This window comes from Sulfurisphaera sp., assembly GCF_059755235.1.
Genome location: NZ_DBPRYF010000046.1, coordinates 44,017 through 61,918, shown reverse-complemented (window position 1 = coordinate 61,918; position 17,902 = coordinate 44,017). Strand labels below are relative to the sequence as shown.

The following is a 17,902-nucleotide window of genomic DNA, read 5'->3' as shown; positions in this document are numbered from 1 at the left end:
AGTCAACACGGTTTCATACTGCAAGATGTAAATAATGTGACGCTAATAAACCGAGACCATGTGTTGCTAACGCTGCTGAAATACCTAAGATTAACATTTCCGCTCCTTTTTTCCCAGGGTTTACCGAGCTAAGTAGACCTATAAGAGATCCAACTATGAAAATTGCTACTCCAGAAAGGATATAAGAAGATACAACTCCTAATAGACCGCCTATTCCTAGCAAGTAAGGTATGACTGGAATTATAGCCCCAGTGATATATGAAAGTGCAGTCACCCCGGCACTCTTCTTAGGACTTTCCTCAACTTTTGGTGCAATGATGTCTTCTGCAACATCAACTAACTGTGGTGAGATATCTGAAGCTATATTTTCTCTTATTCCTAACTCTGTTAAAATCCCAGAAAGCCTTTTAGCAACTTCTTTTCTGTCGACAAGCTTCTGAATTTCTATCTTTTTCCTTTTATTCAGATTGATTTCTCTCCCAGATTTAGTAGAAAGATAAGCTCCTATTGCCATTGATAAAGTGCCTGATGCCCCAACTATTAATCCGGATATCCCAACTAAGAATGGCACATTAAAGGCTCCAGATAAGCCCGAAGTAGCAGCTAGTACTTCTACAAGTCCATCACTTATTCCGTAAACAAAATCGCTAACGTCTTTTGATTTGACGCTAGAGATCATTTCCTCATGAACTGCCTCATCAACGCTTAGATCTTTCATCATTTGTCTTTCTTCTTCATCTAATTCTTCGCTTTTTGATAGCTCATAGTACTTCTTTATATCACTTTCTTCTCCACTCTCTAGAAGCTTAGTAGTTAATTCTAATCCAAAGAGCTTCCTAAAGATAACGTAAAAGTTTATCTTCAGCTTATCAAACAAGCTTAGTTTTCCTAATTTTACATGTCTTTTTTCGGCTATTTGTTTCCAGATTTCCGAATGTCTTTTTTCCATCTGAGACATTTTATACAAGTATATCCTAGTAAGCCGATCTTTTTCAGCATCACCTAGTTTTTTATAAACTTCACTATCAAATAACTCTTCAATATAGTTTTTGTTGTAGTCCATAATATAATTTATAGTTACTCTTATTTAAAAGTCTTTCTATTCTATCATATCTGGTTAAAAATATTGTGGGAGTAAATTTTTACTGATTAAACTAAAATTTTATATGAAAATAGAATTTAGCATAAACTCAGCTTTTAATAACCTTGATGTTGAGCTTCCAAACAGGGGAACTAAGGCAGACCAACTTTACGTTGAAGGTCCATTGTTTGCTTTTTTATTCTCAATACCTCATTGTAGTGAAGGAGCTTTTGAAAGCATTTGTGAAAGAGAAGGAGTAAAGCCAAAGGATTGTAAGATCAGAGCTGACTATGAATTGAACGAAAAACAATTTATGTTGAGCAGTTTGTGATTAGGAGAATAAAAGTATATATCTTAAATATGGGTTGGAGAATAGATGAAATTAAAGAAAGAATCAATAAAATCAAAAAGAGTATCTTATCTATTTAAGTTTCAAGAAAAAATGAGGATTCTTTCTAACTAAAGACTATTCTTACATCTACTGCAAAAGCTCCTTTTTCATTTACAAACAATGGGTTAATATCCATCTCTTTAATGTTTAAGTCAACTATCATTCTTGACACACTAATTATAGTCCTTATTAATGAGTTCTCGTCGTAACCTCTCTTTCTGGCGTTTAGCATGTCATGGATTTTACTTTCAAGAAGTAATTCTTGTGCTTCATCCTCATAAATAGGTGAAATTCCATAAGACACGTTTTTAAGTACTTCAACATAAATTCCTCCGCTTCCTACTATTACTGTATGTCCGAATACTGGGTCTTTCAATCCGCCAATGTAAACCTCTAATCCGCTAAGTTGCTCTTGTATCATAACTCTTTTTGTTATTTTGGAAAGTTGATTATAAACGTCCTTAACTTGGTCTTTCTCAACGTTAACTACAACTCCTTTCATTTCAGTTTTATGAACTGGTTGATCCGGAGAAATTTTCATAACCACGGGGTAACCGATCGAATCGGCTATCCTTTGCGCCTCCTCTACACTTTCCGCTATCCCCCATTTAGGTGTTCTGATACCATAAATTTCCATCAGTTTCATGGCTTCATAATCTCTTAGCGTCTGTTTTCCTTTTACTAGTTCTACTGCGCTTTCAATGGGCTGAACTGTTCTAATCTTTTTTCTTGGTACTGGTTTACTTACTAAGTATTTGATTGCTTTTACAGCGTCCTCTGGGAAAGTGTAGCCCGGAATACCGGTAGTTTCTAAGATCTTTAATGCTGTATCTTCATCTAACCCCATTGTAATTCCTATCATTCCTTTTCCTTTATAGTTTGAAATCACTCTAGCTACATCAGTACAGCTTACCATTGGTAAAGCTTGGACGATCACAAGCTTTGTACAACTCAGATCGCTAACAACCTTTAAAGCTGAGTAGTATCTCTCTTTTGTAGCATCTCCAGTCAAATCTAGAGGATTTCTTGGAACCGAAGTAGGTGGCAATACTTTGCTTAAATTTTCTTTAATCCAATCTGGGATTTCAACTAGTTTTAATTTGTTCTTTTCAATTTCGTCCGAAGTTAAGACGCCATGACCACCTGAGTTTGTTATTACTAAAATCTCATCAGTTATTGGTTCAGAATACATTAGGAGTTTGGCTAAGTTCAACATATCATGAAGATTTTCAACTAGTATACCACCTACAGTTCTAACTGCAGTCTTGAATACTTCGAATGAGCCAGCTAGACTTCCGGTATGAGTTTTAGCTGCTGCTGCACCATTACTTGTTGTTCCTCCTTTAAGAAACACTACTGGTTTCCTTTTTGTAGCATTTGGCAAGGTTTCAAGGAAGGCGTTTCCATCTGCTACTCCTTCAACATATACAAATATAGCTTTTGTTTCTGGGTCTTTGGACAAATAATCAATGACTTCATACTCTTTAACATCAGCTTGATTACCCAAGCTAACCATGTAGCTAATTCCTACTCTGTATTTTTGTGCCCAATTTAGCATATAGACTCCTAAACCACCGCTTTGTACAACTAAACCAATATTCCCCCTCTTTACATCTGTGTATGCGAATGTCGCATTTAACTCAGGGGTAATAATTCCAAATGTGTTTGGTCCTAATACTCTTATTCCCCCTTTTTTGGCTATGCTTATTACCTCGTCTTCGAGCTTTTCTTCACCTACTTCTTTGAATCCAGCTGTTATTACTATTGCAGCTTTTACTCCCTTTTCAACAGATTCTTCCATTACTTGAGGAACAGCTTCCCTAGGTACAGTTATTACTACCATATCAACGGGATCTGGAATTTCTTTAACGCTCCTATATGCCTTTACACCTTCAACGTCTTCTGCCTTTGTATTTACTGGATAAAGTTTCCCATGATAGGTAGAAAGTAAGTTCCTAAATACAACGTTTCCAACTTTCTCTTTGTATCGTGATGCTCCTATTACTGCTATACTTTTAGGTTTAAATAACTCATCCAATGACATAGATAAATTAAAGAAAAAGTGAAATAAATAATTTGTGAATGGAAAAGTTATTCTAACCCTAAAAATTAGTTTATTCACTATAGGTTTAATGCAGATTATAGGAGCTGTCCTAGTAAGTGCAAGTTTATGTCAAGACAGTTATCATTAAAGATTGTCATTTTCAGTTCTTAGAGATCTTCAATAAAGCTTAAGTTAACGTTTGCCTTTAGCTCATATTATAAAAATAAGTAATGAGATACACTTTTTCGATTCTCTTATTTACAAGATTATGAGGATGACTCTGAGATTTTTGTTCTCATTTAATTCTACTTGTCCTATTAATATAACACCCTATTCATTAAGTGCAACTAAGAGCAATGATAGTATTATTTACGTTATTTGCTTTTTCTCTTCCTTTTCCTAAATTTTTTCTCTCAAACTATAAACTTTAAAACAAACTACTTCTGATCACACTTTATATGAAGTTAATGATTTATCACTATTCATAGAATATTTTACTATTCTTGGTACATTATTAACCGCAGGTGGTATAATACTTTTTATATATGCTAGATTAGTTCATAAAAAGTGATGAAATTCATTTTGGATTAGTAAAATTTTTCCTATAGTTCTTTTAGCCTCATCTCTATAAGGGGCTATGTTAATTTCATAAGGCTTTAATCCTTTACATTCTAATCTTAAGATTTCATCTCTTGTATCTCCCATTTTCTTTGCTAAAGCCTTTATCTCTTTTGATTCGAAGCCTAAAGATTCAACAAGATTCCTTGCTTTTCTAACTTTCTTCCTTAACTCATGGAAATCATTAATATCGCTTATTTGAACGTAGATTTTAAGAATGTTGTTATAGACTAGAAGCCTACTGCAACAAACTCTATCTAGGTAGCATCCTTTAAGTTTTTTTACTCTCCCTAAAGCCCTTATAGCTAGTTGATCTCTTTTTTTGTCTTTAGTTTGACAAATGTCAATATCTCTTACTCTCCCTAAAGCCGATATAGCTTCTTTAGCTAAGTACAAACATTCACTGTTTTCGTATATAGGGTAGAATGAGGATAATATATCATAATATTTCCTTAAATAAACTCTTGCATCATGAATGCTCTCTTCATCAGTTCCTTTAATTTTTAAAGCTTCTTTTAGGTTTTCATTTGCATAGACTTCAGGACGTAAATTGGTCAATTTTCATCACTATTTCTTTATTTACTTCAGCAAATTCTTTATCTGTTCTTATTATATCTTCCTTTTTAGTTAGTGAAAGAAGGGCGTCTTGGAATTTATTAATGTAACTTTCATACGCAGTATATACATCATCCTTAATGCAAATATCAATCCCTGCACTTAATGGGTCTAAATAACCTCTCTTCTTTATTATTCTCTTAACTATTTCTTCGGGACTTGAGATTAGAGTAAAAGTTATAGTTGGTTTAGGGAACACTGAAAGTACATCATCCATCCACCCTCTTTCTAAACCTCTTGCTAATCCCCATGCAGTCAAAGTAAGTGTATAGCCATCAGCTAATGCAATAAATCCAGCATCTAGAGAAGGTTTGATATAGTTTTCAATCTGATCAGCTAAATCCGTTACATAGGCAAGGAATAACGTTCTCCTCTCAAATACAATATTTTTCTTTACTTGTGCTATTCTTTCACCAATTAGTTTTGACATTTGTAAGCCTAATATCGTGACTCCATATCCTTGTTTTTCTAAATATCTTTTTACAGCCTCTAAATGAGCAGTCCTTCCAGACCCTTCAATTCCTTCAAATGCTATAATCAATATACTCACCTACAATTTTTCTTATTTCCATTTGTATTTCTTTAGGCGTTTTGTTTCCATCTATTATTACAAAATTTTCATCTTTAGCTATCTTGTCATACATCTCTACTATTAATGTCTGATATTTAAGGAATCCCTCCTCTGGTGGCAATCCAGGGAAAATGTCGGATCCAGCTTCTTGTGGTTTTATTTTTCTCTTTGCTTTTCTTATTCTTTCTAATGCGACTTCTGGTTGAACTCTGATATAAAATGTTACATCCGGTTTGATCGCAAATGAATATAATTTCTTAACCCAATCAAGACTAACTCCTCTAACTGTGTCTCTTGTATATGCTGTATACACATATCTATCACAAATTACTGCAAAACCAGATTTCAGCATGGGTAAAATATATCTCTCATATCTATCAGAAAAATCAGTAGCATGAATGAGACTAAAAGTTAAGGGGGTTAGTAAGTCTTTCTTTTTAGCTTCTTTAATGATGTCATGAATCCAGTCGGAGGAGTTCCATTCTGTCAAGTAAGCATCTTTTTTCATCTCAATCCAATCTTTTAGAAGAGATGCTTGGCTTGATTTACCTGATCCATCAATTCCTTCAAAGGCTATTAGAACTCCTTTTTTCATAACCTTACCCCATCAACGTATTTCTCTATCGAATTTTTCACAATATTTCCATAACTTAACAACTCTTTCTTACTTATGTCCTCTTTTAGAAGTTTTAATTGCTTCTTTTTGACTTTTTTATAAGCTGACCTACAGATCAAACCCATAAGTAACACTTCATCATACATGAAACCGGGAAAAATAGAGTTTTTAATAAACCTATAACACGCATCAAAAGGATTAAGATATCCTGCCATCTTAAAAACTAAGGTTAAAAACACAGAAGAAGCTACGTAAAAAGAATACTTACCAGTAACAGAATCCAAGATTTCATTAAAAACTTCATCTGGAGGTTCAATGGCATTAAAAAATGAAATGGCTTCTAACCATTCCTTTCTGCCTAATTTTTCCCCTTCTGTTAGAACCCCTTCTCTCATTCCAAAAGATGATACAACTAGTGACTTAGGATTGAAATATTTTATTAATTCATCAATTATAACTGAAGCAGAATGTATGGTGTAAGCTCTTTCCTTTCCTATTCCAGGCAGGGAGGCCCTAGCTTCAAGGTCAAGAGAAGGTAAAAGTGATGAATACTTAGAAATATTATTAAGAGATACTGAATATCCATGAATTGACTTCAAAGGTGAGGAAGACAATTTTGAATCCATTTTAGCTAATGCTCTCATATTACCCCCAGAACCCACAATTATTTCGTGTTTTTTGATATTTATTGTAGATAAATTATCGAGAACTGTTTTTCTTATCTCTTTTTCAGAACTATTCACAAGCTTTAATGCCCCAAAAGGCAACTGGAAAACCTTACTTACATTGCCATTTTCTATTTCTATTAATTCTAAAGAGCCACCTCCTAAGTCAAACGCTATGGCATCGTTAATAGGCAAAGTGTTCAATATACCTATTCCTGCGTATCTACCTTCTTCCTCACCAGAAATGACTTTAACTTCATGACCTATCATTTTACTTAGTGATTCTGCTACTTCTTTTCCGTTTTCCGCATATCTAAACGCACTTGTACCAACTATTTTTACGTCCTCAACTTTTTTATGTTCAATTATCTTTCTGAAAAAAGAAAAGGCTCTTTCAGCTTCCCTTATCTTTTCCTCGTTTATACGGTTGTTTTGTAATCCTTCTCCTAATCTTATGAAGAATTTTTGGGATCCTACTATTCTGAAAGTAAAATTTGAGAAAACTTGATACAGCATAAGTCTAAAGGAGTTAAACCCAGCATCTATTACAACGCTGTACATTCAAATCATCTTTAGCACCTTCTGAGTTAAAAGCATTTTTAGAACTCCTTTACTGTTGTTTAAATCATAGTCTACTAAAGCTATACCACCTTTCTTTAGTTCTATGTTAGCTCCAGTTAAGGCTTTTATCATATTTGAAAGATAAGGATCATGACCAACAATTAACACTGTAATGTTATCTTGGAGATCTTTCAATTTTTCTATAAATTGAGATGGATCTTTGTCTGGTGCGAGGTCCTCGTAAGTTTCAATCTTAATACTATCAGTACCTAGTTTATCTATAATCTCTTCTGCAGATTGATACGCTCTTAAGTATGGACTAGAGAGAACTTTATCTATTTTAATCCCATATTCATCTATGAAATTGGCAACTCTTTTCATTTGCTTTACTCCTTTCTTTACTAACTTTCTGTCTTTGTCATCTTTACCTTCTATCTGGGGTTCGGAGTCCCCATGTCTTACTATTACGAGACTAATCATTATGTATTAGTTATCTAATTTATATTAAAAGGATTTCTAAATAAAGTATAGAGATCTAAATAAAGTATAGAGTCCTACATATTTTTGTTTATAAACTAACAGTAGTTAAACTATATGTGAAGCAATTTTTAGGTGCTTTTCTCTCGACTTTTCTTCAGTGGCATGTATTCTTTTTATTCTCTCAACTCTCCTTTTTCGTGTTCCCTATTTACATTTTTGCTATAGGTTTTATCTTCAGGGTTATTGGGGGATATTTTGTTTGGTTATATAGGTGATAAAATAAGCAGGAGATCAGCTTTAATTTCCATTAACTTAGTTTTATCTACTTTCTCTCTTCTTCTTTTCTTCTTTCCGAACAACGCGAGTTTAATACTTTATAGAGTTATACAAGGGCTAACGTTAGGAGGAGAATGGGGAGGAGCTTCAACAGTATTAATTGAGACGTACTCTTCTTCACGATACAGAGGGTTTATATCTAGTATTATACAACTCACAGTTCCAATAGCAATAATATTTTCATCTATCTCTATTTTCTTAGTCTACGAGATAGGAGAAGAGGCATGGAAGCTCTTCTTAGTCCCAATTTCTATTTTATCATTAATCACTATTCCCCTTCTGAGAGATATAAGTAATGAAAGAAGCTCATCTTTTCCCCTTGTTGAGGCTGTAAAAGAGGATTGGAAGAATATAATAAAAGCAATAGGAATTAAAATAAGTGAAAGTGCCATATTTTATGTCTTTACAACCTATGTGTTTTTAACTGGAAAAGTTGCACTGTTAGTTTCTCTTGCAGTGATCATACAATTATTTGCTATGCCATTTTTTGGTTATTTGACTGATATTATAGGAAGAAAAAAGTGGTTTACCTAGGTGTTGGTTTGATGATTATTTCAACCTTCTTTTTCCCTGGTACAATCGGGGAGATTATAATGAGCATATCTGATTCTGCCCTTTATGCTCCTCAAGCGTCAATATTTACGGAAATCTTTAAAAAGAAATATAGGTATACGGCATCTAGTCTTTCTTATCAACTGGCAAGTTTAATTGGTGGTATAATCCCTCCTATACTTCTATCTGACATAAAACCATTCTTTGTTCTAGTTCCATATGCTATTATCAGTCTTATTTCACTGTATTTTACTCAAGAAACTAGGGGGAAGAGGCTTGAGTAATCTCATATTTACTTAAATATCTTAGCCTCTCTGAGAGGGACGGATGAGTTCTTAATAAAGTACTGTCCTCATAATTGCTTATCAACTCCTGCTTTATGAAATATAGCTGAAAATCTGGAATGTTCTTCAAAAGATAGTTTGGTATAGTTCTCCCTAAATAACCTATTTTTATTAAAGCGTTTTCAAGATACATTGTTAACCATCTGTTATCTTTTACTGCGGTAATATCAGCTCTTTTCTCCATAAGTCTATGAAAAAAGATAAAAATAGGAAACGCCATGATAAACATAATTATAACAAAGACATATGAAATATTAGCTAAGTAGATGTAGAGAATATTGTAACCTATTAATCCAAGCATTTGGACTTCCATATCATGATTCTTTAAGTGAGAAAGCTCGTGAGCTGTCACGGCTATAATTTCGTTATCTTGCAGAGAACTAAGAATGCCAGTAGTATAAGCAATAGCTTTGTAAAACATATTTCCAAAAGCAAGCGCGTTAGAGTAGTTAGTTCTTACAACGAAAATATTAGGCTTTTTCATTCTAAATAAATTCGTCGTATATTCAACTAAATGCTCTAAATTTGGATCGTCGTTTTTCTTTAGTTTAAGAGAAAATATCATTATTAAGGGAGAAATTGAGTACCATACAAAGAAAATAAGCGAGACTTCTCCTATTTCCAAGTAAAGATTTGAGGGGATAAATGTAGATAAAACTAATGAAAGAAAGAGTAATAAACTAAATGAGGCAAAGTAATATCTCAACCACCAAGATTTCATAATATAATCTTACTAAGTTATAGGTAAAATTATTTGTCCAAAAATAACAATACACGTTTCATATGAGTCTTAACTACTACTAGTACATTGAGAGTGTTAAGCAAAAGGATATTCCTTTTGCAAGAATTAATCTCTGTAAATAAGCTCTCCATGATATGGTATTAGAACTTTATAAGGTAATGATGTCAATAATTTAAACGAGTTAACAGCTTGTTCGTAATTCCAGCAGAAAAACTCTAGGGGCGGTGTTAATTCACCTACGTTTCTAACAGCATCGCCAGTTATTACAACTCCTTCTCCAAATAATGCAATATGTCCTTTAGTATGCCCTGGTACGTGAAGTACTTTAAACCCAGATAGTTCTTCTCCTCCTTTTAACTTAACGTCAACAGTAGGTATCTCAATTTTCATATTGTTAATTCTATCTAATGTTTTCTTTATCTCATCTTGATCAATGTCTTTTAACGTGTTTTTTACTTCATTAAAATCAACTTTTTCGACCTTAAATTCTTCAAGTTCATGAGCATAAATTTTTGCTTTAGCCTCTCTCTTAATTCTTTCTGCGTTTCCGAAATGATCAGGGTGGGAATGAGTAATCACGATATCGGAAATATCTGAAATTGAATAACCCCAACTCTTTAAGAATTTTTCCAAGACTTCAAAATTTTCCGGCAAACTCGTATCTATTATCATTAGACCTCCATTAGGTCCATTCTCTACAACGGTGACGTTATGATTTAAAACTGAGCCAAAGAACTCTGGTTCTAATAATTCAGCAATCCTTACTCTTTTAGTTATTCTCACCATCTTTTGTAAACCTCGGTATAAGCTCTATTGGTGGTTTTATTTCATTTTGCTTGGTAAGAGGTTTACCGTCTATTTTAACCACTTTTTCAGCAACTATATCACAATACCTGCACTCTTCACAACTTCTTTCCTCACATCTATTATATTTAAAATAGCTAAGCCAATTTGAAGGAAAGGCTGTGTTATCTATATACACCTTCATTAACGTCTCGTATTCGCTAGAGGCATTGATCTTTCTTAATGCTGAGGTTGTCGCTCTACCTTGAACATAACTTAGGATATCAATTAGGTTTCCTTCGTATTTTCTTTCCGAATAGGCTTTAACCACATTAACTAACCAATCCGTTCTTTTATTCCTTCCAGCAATCTTAAACCTATCAATACCTATTTCTTCGTAATAACGCAAATCTTCTGGTCTTATCCATCTCATTCTTATAAGGTTTGCAAAATCATTTCTTACCTCTGTTGCACAAAATAGAACGGGATATTCGAACCAAACATTCTTAACTCCATCTTTGGCAGAAAGATAGGATGTTACTTGATCATGGGTTAATTTATAAGGACATCCCCAAAGACAAGTGTTATTTGTAATAACCTCAATGTCAACGTTATACTTTTTAGCTAACTTTGAAGAGGCTTCAAGCAATGAGAAGTTCCTATTGGCATCTTCATCCATTATTATGGTATTTGCTCCCATTTTCAAATACTCTTCAACTTTCCTTATATTGGTAATCCTAGCAAAAGAGGAGATTGAAACCTCAATATCCGGGTATTCTCTCTTAATGAAATATACTAAATACGGTAAAGCTACAACAAATCCGTCCACACCAAAACTAACTAGTTTGTGAATTTCTTCTTTAAGATTATTAAGAAATTTTTCATCATATTCCTTACCGTGAAGATTTGCTGTGTTCATTGTGTAGAGGAATTTGATTTTATAAGAATGCAAAACGTTTATGTGTTCCTTTAGTTTTTCATCATCAACTTTAGGTAGGATGAACGAGGCTCTCCCATGACCGGTTAGTGACTCTGTCTGGCTTCCGTACATGTACTTTACTGGATAATTATGGATTTTTTCTGGTAACTGATCATCAAAGTTTGTTGCTACAACTAGCCTCATAATTAATACTATCATAATGAAAATTTAAAATTTGTGTATTTTTCTTATTATTGAAAAAATATAGTAGGACTCAAAGTGATAAAAACATCAATAGTTCAATTTGTCTTCTTCTTAGCTACTACAAAATAGAATAAATTAAATCCTTTCTCTTCATATACTAAAACATCCAGAAGTTTATGGAACAAGCCTTTATAATAACTGTTAGTGTGCAACCTTCTATATATATAGTATATATATTTATAGTCTTTTGGCCTTCCTCCTGCAAATATCGGAATGTAAGGCATTATAAATCTCAAATAAATTGAGATGTAAAGTCTCTTTAATGGGTTATCTGGCTTTTCCATAGCTATAAATCCAATAATATTCCTTGATACTCTGTTCATTTCTTTTATTACAGGTTCTAAATCATTAGCTGCATGCAAAGCAAAACTGCTCATTACAATGTCAAAAGCATTATCTCTGAATGGTAAAGCATCAAATGAAGCCAATACTTTATCATCTTCAATTAATGCATTCATAAGCATTTTCTCTGCATAGTCAGAAATAACGGGGAAAAAACGTCCTTTATAGATTTTCTTAAAAACATAAGTAAGTTCTCCTTTTCCTCCAGCTACATCAAGAGTGATCCTTGGTTTCTTACAATAGTTAAGAATTGTTTTTACTAGGTTAGCTCTCCATTTCACGTCTTGATTGAATGAGATAAATCTGTTTGCTCTATCATATGATTTAGGGATGTTATTGTAAACTTCTCTTAGCTCTTCATCAGTAGCCTTTATTGACATCAAGAGATATTATTTTTACAGTTTAAAAGATAAACTGGATTAGATAGGAAATGCAAAACATTTTTAACCGTAGCATGATAAATATGTATAATGAAATATATTTCCGTTAAGGACGCACTTGGAAAAAAGTTAGGTTATGATACTACTTTAGTGACTCCTCAAGGGGCATCAGTTCTTTTGCCGAAAGGTCATATTATAAAAGAGGAAGATATAAGTAAGCTGATGGATTCTGGCGTCTATTATATATGGATTGACGAAGGTGAAGAGGAAAAAGATATGGTATATGAGTGGGACATAACACCTTATATTGCATCTAAAATAGTTGGAGAAAACGTTAAGATAGTTCAGGGGAAGCAAGGAGCAACATTACTATATTCTAAATTGCCTGGGATCTTAAAACTAGATGTAGATGGGATAGTTAATTTCAATTTAAATCAGAGAGTCCTTGTAATAACTGGTTCCGAAAACGAAGCATTTGGCAAGGAAGAGTTAATAGGATTTGTCGAAGTCATTCCTTTCTCAATGGGAAAATCAGAGCTAGAAAGTCTTGCATCTTCAAGTAAAACGCTGATTGATATAATTCCGTTTAAATATAAGAAAATAGGATTAGTAATTACTGGAACTGAAATTTATGAAGGGAGAAAAGAAGATCAATATTACCCAGTGATAAAAGCAAAATGTGATAAATATGGCTGGGAGATCGTGAGTAAGGAAATAGTGCCAGATGACGAAGATAAGATAGAAAAAGCAATAAGAAATGCAAAAGATAATGGTGCTGAAGCGATAATCGTGACAGGTGGAACGTCCGTAGACGCCACTGACAGGACGATTTATGGTATTCAGAAAGTAGCTAAAATTGTTTCATATGGAATTCCAATGAAACCTACAACAATGTCCATAATAGCATATTGGGATTCAACTCCTATTTTTGGTGTCTCTGCAGGAGGCATTTACTATAGAGAATATAATTCTATTGATAAAGTCTTTACCTTGTTAATGGCGGGATTTGAATTGACACCAAAGGATATAGCAAAAACAGGCATTGGAGGTTTATCATGGACATTTAGGCAAACTATTAAAAGCAAGTAACATCTTTCCTTTTTATCTTTTCTTTTAAACCTATTTATATGCTTGAAAAAGTTAGATTCGACTTACCGCAAGAAGAAATACCAGACAAATGGTATAATATTTTACCGGATTTACCAGAGCCTTTACCACCACCTCAAGATCCTACTGGAAAGGCGTTTGAGATCTTAAAACAAGCATTGCCAAGCAAAGTATTAGAGTTAGAGTTCTCTCAAGAAAGATATATTAGAATTCCAGATGAAGTTCTTCAACGTTATCTGCAAGTTGGAAGACCAACACCAATAATTAGGGCAAGAAAATTAGAAGAATATCTAGGAGGTAATTTAAAGGTATACATGAAGATGGAAAGCCATACATATACCGGGTCACATAAAATAAATAGTGCCCTTGCTCATGTTTTCTATTCAACTTTAGATAATGCCAAATTTGTCTCAACTGAGACTGGTGCAGGTCAATGGGGATCTGCAGTGGCTCTTGCAGCTGCTTTGTTTAAAGTTCCAGCTCATGTTTTCATGGTTAGAACGAGTTATTATGCGAAACCTTATAGGAGATATTTAATGCAAATGTATGGTGCAAATGTTCATCCTAGTCCCTCTGATTTTACTAGATTTGGAAAAGAAGTACTTGCGAAAGACCCTAATACTCCGGGATCATTAGGTATTGCAATTTCTGAAGCCGTAACTTATGCGATAGAGAATGGTGGAAAGTATGTGGTAGGAAGTGTTGTCAATTCTGATATTCTTTTTAAAACAATAGCAGGTATGGAAGCTAAGAAACAAATGGAAATGATTGGTGAAGACCCTGACTATGTTATAGGTGTTGTTGGAGGAGGATCTAACTATGCTGCATTAGCATATCCGTTTCTGGAAGAAGAACTGAGAAAAGGTGAGATAAGAAGAAAGTATATCGCGTCTGGTGCTATAGAGGTCCCTAAAATGACAAAAGGCGTTTATAGATATGATTATCCAGATACAGGTAGAATTCTGCCAATGCTAAAAATGTACACAATTGGTTCCGACTTTATACCGTCTGCAATTTATGCTGGAGGTTTAAGATATCACGCTGTTGCTCCCACACTTTCACTACTTATGAATAAAGGAATTGTACAAGCCAGAGATTATGCTCAAGAAGAAGCTTTTGCCTGGGCTAAACTATTTAGTCAGATTGAAGGTTGGGTTCCCGCTCCGGAAACTAGTCATGCCCTGCCTATTTTAAAGGAGATTGCTGACGAAGTTAAAAAGAGCGGTGAAAAGAAGACAGTGTTAGTAAGTTTCTCTGGTCATGGTTTGTTAGATTTAGCTAACTTTGCTGATGTTCTAGGTTTTTCTAAGGAATAATGATTTATATTTCTTTTTCCATTTTTTTCTTATGAGTAATGATCAAGAAATAAGTGGATACTCGAATTTAAGAATAGGATTTGTCTTAACGTCTTTATCAGAGATTATACTTTTTGTTGCTCTTATCATTATATTGAATGAAGTATTTCAATTAATTTCTAAAATTCCACCAAGTAATTTATCATCATTGAATGCCTCTTCCATATCTAGCTCAGAACTGGGATCCCTTTTATCTTCCATAAGCTCAACAATAGGAATAGAGGTTTTAGGGATTGTTCTTGGAGTAATAGCGTCTATCTTTCTATATATAGGCTTTAATAAGGAAAAAGGATTCTACAATATAGGAAATGCGACTACTGGTGCTATTCTTGTTCTTATAGGCTTTATCCTTTACGCTCTTTTTTCTATTATAGGAGTTATTCTTGGAATTATTGGTTTTATTCTTATGAAAAGCGCTCTAGACTCAATAGGGAATAAATATAATGAGAATTTAGTAAATATTGGTGCCATTCTAAGTATTATCCCTATTATATCAATAATAGGTACTGTCATAGTTGCTGTTGGATTAACTAAGGTTATTAATAAAGCTAAAAGTGGTCAAATAGCTCTTACCCAATCATTATCTTTGCCTAGTGTATCACAGCCAATTCAACAAATCGGTTTAGGTGTTATAAAGGAAAACGGAGAAATTTCACTTACCTTATATTCTCAAGTCCAAGCTACAATAACAAGCGTTAGGATTGAGGGTACTTCATACTTCTCTATTTTATCAATACCTTTGCAAATCGGAAATAATAATATTATAATAAATCTTGGGATGCCAATAAGCTTAGTCAAAGCTACTACATATAAAATTACTCTAATGGTTTCTACCCCCTCTGGTTCGATGCCTGTAAGTGTAGACGCTCTATATAATCCTTAATCTCAACTTTTCTTTTATGTTGAGCTTAGCTTTAATACGGTTCTCAATAACTTTTAACCATGAAAAGGCTGGATGTAAAAGATCTACTTATAGCTGACTTCTCCCCGCTCTTAAGAGCGAGGATTCTCACGGTCTGGGTGGTCTTTTCCATCCTTCACTCTGTGAGCAGTCGAGAGGTGCAGAGTACCCCTCACATATAGATTAAGGACTGAAACAGAATCACGGTTTTCTTCAAAACCACACTTAGGACAACGAAAAGTCCTATAATCACCCTCTTTCATTAATGTACCACACTTAGGGCAAGTAGTTGAAGAGTATGCGGGATTAACCTTAATTACCTTCAAGCCATATTTTCGTGCTTTCCATTCAATCCACTTCTGAATCCTACTATATTGCATAAGATACAACTTCAGTCTGTAGTTTTTCCTTAAATTGTTAACGTGATATATCATTTTGTTTAGTTTTTCTAACACTATGACGTTAGCTTTCAACAGCAAAGCAATAGTTGCCACTAATAAAAATCCACATGGTGCTTTTAGAGGTTCAGGAACCCCACCTCATACATGGGCTTTAGAAAGAGTTATGGATGCAATGGCAGATGAATTAGGTCTTGATAGAGCTGAGATTAGGAAAAGAAACGCAATAGATACATTTCCTTATGATAGTGGTTTCGCCTATTACGATTCTGGTAACCCTAAGGGACTATTAGAACTAGCCTTAAGCAGAAAGGATATTTTATCGCTGAGAGACGAAAATACCGGTGTCGGTTTGCTCTCTCCACTGATCTGAGTACCCCCTCTGGTAGTGAAAGAGTAAAATTAAGCATAAAGAATGGTAAGGTCGTCGTTAAACTCGGCTTAGGGCCAGAAGGGCAGGGCAACGAGCATACGGCAATGCTTCTAGTTTCAAAACTTTTAGGAATTAGCGTTTCCCAGACCATTTCATTTCTAGATACTTCTTGATACTTCTCGATCCATGGTCTGGGTTAGCCCTAGGTGTGGAATCATTAGCTTCAACCACACCGCATGGGGCTCAGTCGAGGCTAACGCCATGAGCCTCCCATGTGCGGTTTTCACTGCCAGCTCCCCTCTCCACGCATAGCGCATCATCTAAGGGAGTTTCATTCAGCTTTACCTCAACGTAATTAATAGTGGTTGAAAGTATATAAATTTATCGTTATATTGGGAACAGCCTTTACTGCTAAATCGTAAGAATCCCCAGTAAAATCTGAAACTAACTGTACTCCATACTCCATGTAGTTGTGACCAAGTATAATTGCATTCTTTTCTTTTTTAAGTTTTTTAATTTCACTTATTAATTCCAAGACATCTGGCATTTCTGATCGAACATGTGTTCTGTGCATTTTAAGTTTTTAAATATTACTATCAAAAATTATTTAATTATATCTAGGGAGAGATCTAAGGATCTTGAGCTGTGGGTTATGTAGCCTGAGGAGATTATATCGACTTGTGTTTTCGCATACTCAGCTACATTTTCTGGAGTTATTCCTCCAGAAGCCTCGATAAGGATTTTCCCTTTTAACTCCTTCACTATGGGGATTATTTCATCTGGTTTCATGTTGTCTAAAAGTATTGCGTCAGCACCAGCTTCATATGCCTCTATTGCTTGGTCATAACTAGTTACCTCTACTTCAATTTTCTTGGTAAAGCTAGTAGCCTTCTTGGCCAACAAAACAGCTTCCCTTACACTACCTACTAAGGCTAAATGGTTGTCTTTGATTAACACAGCGTCTGATAGATTAAATCTATGCGGATCTCCTCCACCAACCTCTATTGCATATTTTTCGAATATTCTTAAACCCGGGGTTGTCTTTCTTGTCCCAGCTATTTTCACTCTGGGGTTGTACTGTTTAGCTATTTTTGTCATTAAATGGGTAGCTGTAGCTATCCCGGAAAGCTTACCTAAAAGGTTTAATGTAAGCCTTTCTACCCCTAAAACTGTCTCTGCGTCCCCTTCTATCTCTAAGATTATATCATTCTTTTTTATTTCTTTTCCATCTTCTATTTGTCTATTTACTTTTACGCTCAAGTACTCTAAAAAGGGAATAATGAACTTTTGACCGGCTAATATACCCTCGTCTTTTGAGACTATAACGGCTTTACATTTTTTACCAGAAACTATTTTACTTGTCACGTCTTCTGGGTAAATGTCTTCTTCGAGAAGCGAGAGCAGTTTATTGATGATTAGCTGATTTATCATCAATAGAATAGAGGTAAGAAGAAAATAAAAATA

At 34.2% G+C, this 17,902-nt stretch carries 20 protein-coding genes and 2 pseudogenes; 7 read left to right on the top strand and 15 right to left on the bottom strand.

Annotated elements, in window-relative coordinates:
• Positions 1-13: 13 nt before the first annotated feature.
• On the bottom strand, positions 14-1,063 hold the full coding sequence (locus tag AC3OCB_RS07205) for a VIT1/CCC1 transporter family protein (RefSeq protein WP_498341679.1): 1,050 nt from the start codon (positions 1,061-1,063) through the stop codon (positions 14-16).
• Positions 1,064-1,166: 103 nt separating this feature from the next.
• Here AC3OCB_RS07205 and AC3OCB_RS07200 point away from each other — a divergent pair, with 103 nt between their 5' ends.
• Complete coding sequence (locus tag AC3OCB_RS07200) at positions 1,167-1,412, top strand: hypothetical protein (protein WP_498341678.1); 246 nt, start codon at positions 1,167-1,169, stop codon at positions 1,410-1,412.
• A gap of 124 nt (positions 1,413-1,536) precedes the next feature.
• On the opposite strand, the gene AC3OCB_RS07195 is transcribed toward AC3OCB_RS07200, so the two are convergent.
• The 6 genes from AC3OCB_RS07195 to sixA all read right to left on the bottom strand — a co-directional run bounded on the left by AC3OCB_RS07195 (position 1,537) and on the right by sixA (position 7,642).
• Positions 1,537-3,516, bottom strand: a complete 1,980-nt coding sequence (locus AC3OCB_RS07195; RefSeq protein ID WP_498341677.1) for an acetate--CoA ligase family protein — start codon at positions 3,514-3,516, stop codon at positions 1,537-1,539.
• A gap of 558 nt (positions 3,517-4,074) precedes the next feature.
• Complete coding sequence (locus AC3OCB_RS07190) at positions 4,075-4,692, bottom strand: CHAD domain-containing protein (protein WP_498341676.1); 618 nt, start codon at positions 4,690-4,692, stop codon at positions 4,075-4,077.
• Positions 4,673-5,290: a dTMP kinase gene (locus AC3OCB_RS07185; protein WP_498341675.1), complete on the bottom strand. Its 618-nt coding sequence runs from the start codon at positions 5,288-5,290 to the stop codon at positions 4,673-4,675. The genes AC3OCB_RS07190 and AC3OCB_RS07185 overlap by 20 nt, the downstream gene beginning before the upstream one ends.
• A complete protein-coding gene (gene tmk / locus AC3OCB_RS07180; RefSeq protein ID WP_498341673.1) occupies positions 5,274-5,915 on the bottom strand; it encodes a dTMP kinase in 642 nt (213 codons plus the stop codon). The genes AC3OCB_RS07185 and tmk overlap by 17 nt, the downstream gene beginning before the upstream one ends.
• Positions 5,912-7,162 carry a Ppx/GppA phosphatase family protein gene (locus AC3OCB_RS07175; RefSeq protein WP_498341672.1) on the bottom strand — a complete coding sequence of 417 codons (1,251 nt, stop codon included), beginning with the start codon at positions 7,160-7,162 and terminating at the stop codon, positions 5,912-5,914. Before AC3OCB_RS07175 ends, tmk begins: the two co-directional genes overlap by 4 nt.
• Positions 7,163-7,642, bottom strand: coding sequence for a phosphohistidine phosphatase SixA (sixA, locus tag AC3OCB_RS07170; protein WP_498341670.1), 480 nt, complete (start codon positions 7,640-7,642; stop codon positions 7,163-7,165).
• 255 nt (positions 7,643-7,897) lie between these two features.
• Between sixA and AC3OCB_RS07165 the strand changes: the two genes are divergently transcribed.
• Together AC3OCB_RS07165 and AC3OCB_RS07160 are read left to right on the top strand one after the other, a co-directional pair.
• On the top strand, positions 7,898-8,512 hold the full coding sequence (locus tag AC3OCB_RS07165) for an MFS transporter (protein WP_498341669.1): 615 nt from the start codon (positions 7,898-7,900) through the stop codon (positions 8,510-8,512).
• A gap of 11 nt (positions 8,513-8,523) precedes the next feature.
• Positions 8,524-8,814, top strand: coding sequence for a hypothetical protein (locus AC3OCB_RS07160; RefSeq protein ID WP_498341668.1), 291 nt, complete (start codon positions 8,524-8,526; stop codon positions 8,812-8,814).
• Here the strand turns inward: AC3OCB_RS07160 and AC3OCB_RS07155 are convergent.
• The 4 genes from AC3OCB_RS07155 to AC3OCB_RS07140 form a co-directional block, all read right to left on the bottom strand.
• Positions 8,792-9,595, bottom strand: coding sequence for a M56 family metallopeptidase (locus AC3OCB_RS07155; protein WP_498341667.1), 804 nt, complete (start codon positions 9,593-9,595; stop codon positions 8,792-8,794). The two genes, AC3OCB_RS07160 and AC3OCB_RS07155, sit on opposite strands and share 23 nt — an antisense overlap.
• A gap of 126 nt (positions 9,596-9,721) precedes the next feature.
• Positions 9,722-10,402 carry an MBL fold metallo-hydrolase gene (locus AC3OCB_RS07150; protein ID WP_498341665.1) on the bottom strand — a complete coding sequence of 227 codons (681 nt, stop codon included), beginning with the start codon at positions 10,400-10,402 and terminating at the stop codon, positions 9,722-9,724.
• On the bottom strand, positions 10,386-11,522 hold the full coding sequence (locus tag AC3OCB_RS07145; protein ID WP_498341664.1) for a U32 family peptidase: 1,137 nt from the start codon (positions 11,520-11,522) through the stop codon (positions 10,386-10,388). Before AC3OCB_RS07145 ends, AC3OCB_RS07150 begins: the two co-directional genes overlap by 17 nt.
• A 95-nt stretch (positions 11,523-11,617) precedes the next feature.
• Positions 11,618-12,304: a class I SAM-dependent methyltransferase gene (locus AC3OCB_RS07140; protein WP_498341663.1), complete on the bottom strand. Its 687-nt coding sequence runs from the start codon at positions 12,302-12,304 to the stop codon at positions 11,618-11,620.
• A gap of 90 nt (positions 12,305-12,394) precedes the next feature.
• On the opposite strand from AC3OCB_RS07140, the gene AC3OCB_RS07135 reads away from it, so the two are divergent.
• From AC3OCB_RS07135 to AC3OCB_RS07125, 3 genes are read left to right on the top strand one after another with little or no spacing between them, the layout of a single operon-like run.
• Entirely contained in the window at positions 12,395-13,393 is a 999-nt protein-coding gene (locus AC3OCB_RS07135; protein WP_498341661.1) for a molybdopterin-binding protein, read from the top strand.
• Between the two features lie 38 nt (positions 13,394-13,431).
• Entirely contained in the window at positions 13,432-14,727 is a 1,296-nt protein-coding gene (locus tag AC3OCB_RS07130; RefSeq protein WP_498341659.1) for a TrpB-like pyridoxal phosphate-dependent enzyme, read from the top strand.
• 31 nt (positions 14,728-14,758) lie between these two features.
• Positions 14,759-15,649, top strand: a complete 891-nt coding sequence (locus AC3OCB_RS07125; RefSeq protein WP_498341658.1) for a DUF973 family protein — start codon at positions 14,759-14,761, stop codon at positions 15,647-15,649.
• Positions 15,650-15,759: 110 nt separating this feature from the next.
• On the opposite strand, the gene AC3OCB_RS07120 is transcribed toward AC3OCB_RS07125, so the two are convergent.
• Positions 15,760-16,140 carry a zinc ribbon domain-containing protein gene (locus AC3OCB_RS07120; protein WP_498341657.1) on the bottom strand — a complete coding sequence of 127 codons (381 nt, stop codon included), beginning with the start codon at positions 16,138-16,140 and terminating at the stop codon, positions 15,760-15,762.
• Positions 16,141-16,150: 10 nt separating this feature from the next.
• On the opposite strand from AC3OCB_RS07120, the pseudogene AC3OCB_RS07115 reads away from it, so the two are divergent.
• Positions 16,151-16,608: pseudogene (locus tag AC3OCB_RS07115) on the top strand (molybdopterin cofactor-binding domain-containing protein); the annotation flags it as partial.
• Here the strand turns inward: AC3OCB_RS07115 and AC3OCB_RS07110 are convergent.
• From AC3OCB_RS07110 to nadC, 3 genes and pseudogenes are all read right to left on the bottom strand, one after another.
• Positions 16,597-16,725: a hypothetical protein gene (locus AC3OCB_RS07110; RefSeq protein ID WP_498341656.1), complete on the bottom strand. Its 129-nt coding sequence runs from the start codon at positions 16,723-16,725 to the stop codon at positions 16,597-16,599. The pseudogene AC3OCB_RS07115 and the gene AC3OCB_RS07110 overlap by 12 nt on opposite strands.
• A gap of 110 nt (positions 16,726-16,835) precedes the next feature.
• A pseudogene (nadA, locus tag AC3OCB_RS07105) lies at positions 16,836-16,985 on the bottom strand (quinolinate synthase NadA); the annotation flags it as partial.
• Positions 16,986-17,041: 56 nt separating this feature from the next.
• Complete coding sequence (nadC, locus tag AC3OCB_RS07100; RefSeq protein WP_498341655.1) at positions 17,042-17,869, bottom strand: carboxylating nicotinate-nucleotide diphosphorylase; 828 nt, start codon at positions 17,867-17,869, stop codon at positions 17,042-17,044.
• Positions 17,870-17,902: the final 33 nt, after the last annotated feature.

Excerpts from the sequence above, each read along its gene's own strand:
- AC3OCB_RS07205 (WP_498341679.1), bottom strand. The coding sequence starts at position 1,063 with ATGGACTACAACAAAAACTATATTGAAGAGTTATTTGATAGTGAAGTT.
- AC3OCB_RS07200 (WP_498341678.1), top strand. The coding sequence starts at position 1,167 with ATGAAAATAGAATTTAGCATAAACTCAGCTTTTAATAACCTTGATGTT.
- AC3OCB_RS07195 (WP_498341677.1), bottom strand. The coding sequence starts at position 3,516 with ATGTCATTGGATGAGTTATTTAAACCTAAAAGTATAGCAGTAATAGGA.
- tmk (WP_498341673.1), bottom strand. The coding sequence starts at position 5,915 with ATGAAAAAAGGAGTTCTAATAGCCTTTGAAGGAATTGATGGATCAGGT.
- AC3OCB_RS07175 (WP_498341672.1), bottom strand. The coding sequence starts at position 7,162 with ATGTACAGCGTTGTAATAGATGCTGGGTTTAACTCCTTTAGACTTATG.
- sixA (WP_498341670.1), bottom strand. The coding sequence starts at position 7,642 with ATGATTAGTCTCGTAATAGTAAGACATGGGGACTCCGAACCCCAGATA.
- AC3OCB_RS07160 (WP_498341668.1), top strand. The coding sequence starts at position 8,524 with ATGATTATTTCAACCTTCTTTTTCCCTGGTACAATCGGGGAGATTATA.
- AC3OCB_RS07155 (WP_498341667.1), bottom strand. The coding sequence starts at position 9,595 with ATGAAATCTTGGTGGTTGAGATATTACTTTGCCTCATTTAGTTTATTA.
- AC3OCB_RS07150 (WP_498341665.1), bottom strand. The coding sequence starts at position 10,402 with ATGGTGAGAATAACTAAAAGAGTAAGGATTGCTGAATTATTAGAACCA.
- AC3OCB_RS07145 (WP_498341664.1), bottom strand. The coding sequence starts at position 11,522 with ATGAGGCTAGTTGTAGCAACAAACTTTGATGATCAGTTACCAGAAAAA.
- AC3OCB_RS07140 (WP_498341663.1), bottom strand. The coding sequence starts at position 12,304 with ATGTCAATAAAGGCTACTGATGAAGAGCTAAGAGAAGTTTACAATAAC.
- AC3OCB_RS07135 (WP_498341661.1), top strand. The coding sequence starts at position 12,395 with ATGAAATATATTTCCGTTAAGGACGCACTTGGAAAAAAGTTAGGTTAT.
- AC3OCB_RS07130 (WP_498341659.1), top strand. The coding sequence starts at position 13,432 with ATGCTTGAAAAAGTTAGATTCGACTTACCGCAAGAAGAAATACCAGAC.
- AC3OCB_RS07125 (WP_498341658.1), top strand. The coding sequence starts at position 14,759 with ATGAGTAATGATCAAGAAATAAGTGGATACTCGAATTTAAGAATAGGA.
- nadC (WP_498341655.1), bottom strand. The coding sequence starts at position 17,869 with ATGATAAATCAGCTAATCATCAATAAACTGCTCTCGCTTCTCGAAGAA.